This window comes from Affinirhizobium straminoryzae, assembly GCF_007004135.1.
Classification (GTDB): Bacteria; Pseudomonadota; Alphaproteobacteria; order Rhizobiales; family Rhizobiaceae; genus Neorhizobium; species Neorhizobium straminoryzae.
Map to the genome: position 1 here is coordinate 1 of NZ_VJMG01000105.1, position 3,248 is coordinate 3,248.

At 65.7% G+C, this 3,248-nt stretch carries 1 protein-coding gene; it reads right to left on the reverse strand.

What is annotated here, in order from left to right; translation table 11 throughout:
• Positions 1-3,248, reverse strand: a 3,248-nt coding sequence (locus FNA46_RS24890; RefSeq protein ID WP_143127934.1) for a beta strand repeat-containing protein, incomplete at both ends; no start/stop codon positions are given.

Here is a 3,248-nt window from a genome sequence, read left to right on the forward strand (position 1 = left end):
CTGTCTTCCTCGATCTCGGAGACGGCTGCCTGGCCGGCCACGGCACCACCTGCACCCGCCAGTCCGTCAACCGACATGCGGAAACGCTGCTCGGCCAGCACATCGAGATTGCCCGAGCGGGTGGTCACGGTTGCGCCGTTGCCGATCGTGGTGGTGGCGCCACCTTCCAGATCAGCACGCGTATAGGAAACACCAGCGCCGACGAAGCCGCCGGCGATACCGATGGTGGTTGCGGCCAGATTCTGCTCGTTCTCGGCGTTGATGACGGCCTGCGTGGCGGAGACCTGCGCGCCGGCGCCGATCGTCGTATTCGCCGTGTTGCGCAGACGGTTGTAGTTGATCGAGCCGGCCGCGCCGACCAGACCCGCCGCGCCGGCGAAGTTCACGGCCTCCAGCACGGAGACGTTTTCTGCATCCATCGAGAGCGCGGTGCCGGCGGTCACACGGGCATTGTTGCCGATGGCGGTGATCGCCGAGGACGAGAAGTCGTTGACGCCGACGGTCAGGCCAACGCCCACCGTGCCACCGCCGCCGACTGTACCGGCAAACTGATAGACACGGCCGAAATCGCTGGCAGTGAGATCGACGGAGCCGCCGGTCACCACCTCGGCATTGTCGCCGATCGTGGCGGAGGTGCGGTCGTGGCCGTCCTTCGTCAGCATGGCCGAAACGCTGGTTGCGTCCCCGGACAGGCTGGAGGCGGTTGCGCTGTTGGCCTTGGCCACCGTCGCGTCGAGCGAGGCATTGCCACTGGTCTGGACGCGGTTGTTGACAAGCTTGGACAGAACCTTGTCCACATCGCCTGCCATGCCGCCACCGTCGACCGCAGAGGTGCCATCATTGTCCTGGTAGTCGTTGAGATTGCCGGAGCCGGTGCGGTTGATGACGACGGCACCGCCCACACCCACCACACCGCCGACGCCGCCGGCAATGGTGTTGGACGCATAGTTCTTGGCCGAAACGGCATCGATATCGACATTGCCGCCGGCATAGACCTTGGCATTGCCGCCGATTGCCGCGACGGTCTGGTTCAGGATCGTCGCCATGTCGAAGCTGACGCCGACACCGACCGTGCCACCGCCGCCGAGACCGCCGACCAGGCGATACATGTCGATGGCGCTGTCGGCCTCGATGCTGACATCCTGGCCGCTGTCGGCCGCCTTGAAGGCGGAATCCTGGTTGATGCTGCCATAGGCATAGGAAGAGATGCCGCGACGGGAATCGACCACGTTGATCGACGCACCGACGCCCACCGTTCCGGCAAGGCCGCCAGCCACGATGATGTTGCCGATGTTCTCGCGGGCACGCGCCGTGATCGCGGTATCGCCCATGGCATTGATCGCACCGGATGCACCGAGCAGCGCGGAGGTCGTGCTGTTGGCAACGACCACGTTGATCGCACCGCCGACGCCAGCCGTGCCCGCCACGCCGATCGCACCGACGACCTCAAGATGGCGCGAGCTTTCGCGGGCATCGACAGTCACATTGCGATAGGCATCCGCACGCCCGTCGATGCGGGCGGTCGTAGCGCCGGAAATGACGGCCACGTTGACCGCAGCCCCCACACCGGCGGGTCCGGTGGCGGCGCCCATGGCAAAGCCGGCAACGCCGATCTGCTGCTGGCGCCGCGCGGCAACCGCCACGTCGCGGCGGGCCTTCACCACGGCACCGCTATCCACCGAGGCCTGGGTGGAACCGTTGAAGACATTGACGGTCGCACCACCGCCGACGCCCGCCGTCTTGGCGGCTCCGACCATGCCGGCAAAGCCGATCATGCGGCCCGTCGACTGGGCACTGATGATGGTATCCTGGGCAGCACCGAAATTGCCAAGCGTTGCGCCCGTAAGGGCCGCATTGATCGAGGCGCCGTTTGCGACATGCGCGCTGACGGAATTGCTGAACACGCCGACATCGACGACACCGCCGACGCCGGCAGTCCCCGTCGAGGCGCCGACGGCCAGCGATATGGCAACGGCGCGATGATCGCCATTGGCCGTCATGACAAAACCCTTGGCCGTGCGCGTCGTGGTCGGCATGTCGAGCAGCGCATCGCGCTTGGCCTTCGACTGGCCGATATTGCCCAGTGTATCAAAGGCATCCTCGACGTCATCGGCGAAGGCAAGGCCGGTATCCTTGAGGCCGTTGAAGCTTTCCACGATGCCGGTGCGCTGCGCTTCCTTGGCCTCCTCGACCTCCTGCAATTCCTCGAAGGTGATGACATTGCCCTCAAGGCCGCGCGCGGTCACGTTGGCCTTGCTGCCGACCTCCGCCAGCGTATGGCCGAGTACGACCAGCGCACCAACGCTTGCGCCGACGCCGACATCCTTGCCGGCACCGATACCGCCGCCGAACTGCAGCAGGCTGCTGTCATCGGCTGCATCCAGCCAGACATTGCCGTTGGCCGTCACAGTCGCGCCCTCGGCGATGCGCGCGGTCACGTCGTTGTCGAGCACCAGAACGGCGACCGTGCCACCGACGCCCGTACTTTTCGTGCTGGCGCCGCCGGCACCTGCCAGCTGGCGAATGTCGTTGCTGGCGCGGGCGGCAATCTCGATGTTGCGCGCCGAGGCATTGCCGATCTGGGCTTCCACCGTCTTGCTGACGCCGGTGCCCGGCATGGTGAGACCGAAGGCGGCTCCGCTCATGGAGAAGGCCACGCTGCCGGCGATTTCCAGCACGTCCGACTGGTTCTGTGCCTTGACAGAGACGTTGCCATTGCTGGCCGTCAGCGTCGAGGTCTTGTCGGCCACTGCGCGCGTGGTGCTGTCGACCACGGTGACGCTGAGTACACCGGCGTCCCCACCACCGGCGACAGGAATGGACAGCAGCCGCTCACTGGTGTCCGCACCGAGATTGACCGAACCGCCGACGGACGTCACGGTCACAGCCGAACCCAAGAGGCTTTCGGCGGACGACAACTGAACGTTGCTGACGAGGGTCCCGGCGACAGGGTTCTTCGTGCCGAAGGTTACGCCGAGCGCACCGGCAAAGGCGAAGGCATCAATGGCGTTCTTTGCCGTAATGTTGGCATCATTGGCCGCAGTGATCGAGACATTGTCGGCGATGGCGGTCTTCGCAGAACTCTGGAACGTATTGGACGAAATGTTGGCAGCGACCGTCGTTGAGGTCGAGCCGGAGAGCGAGGCGACGGCCGTGATCGACATCGCCTGCGTCTCGGCTTCGGAGGTGAAGTCCGCCGCGCCGCCATTGGCGACGAAGACGCCGCCCTTGCCGACGGAGGTCAGCAC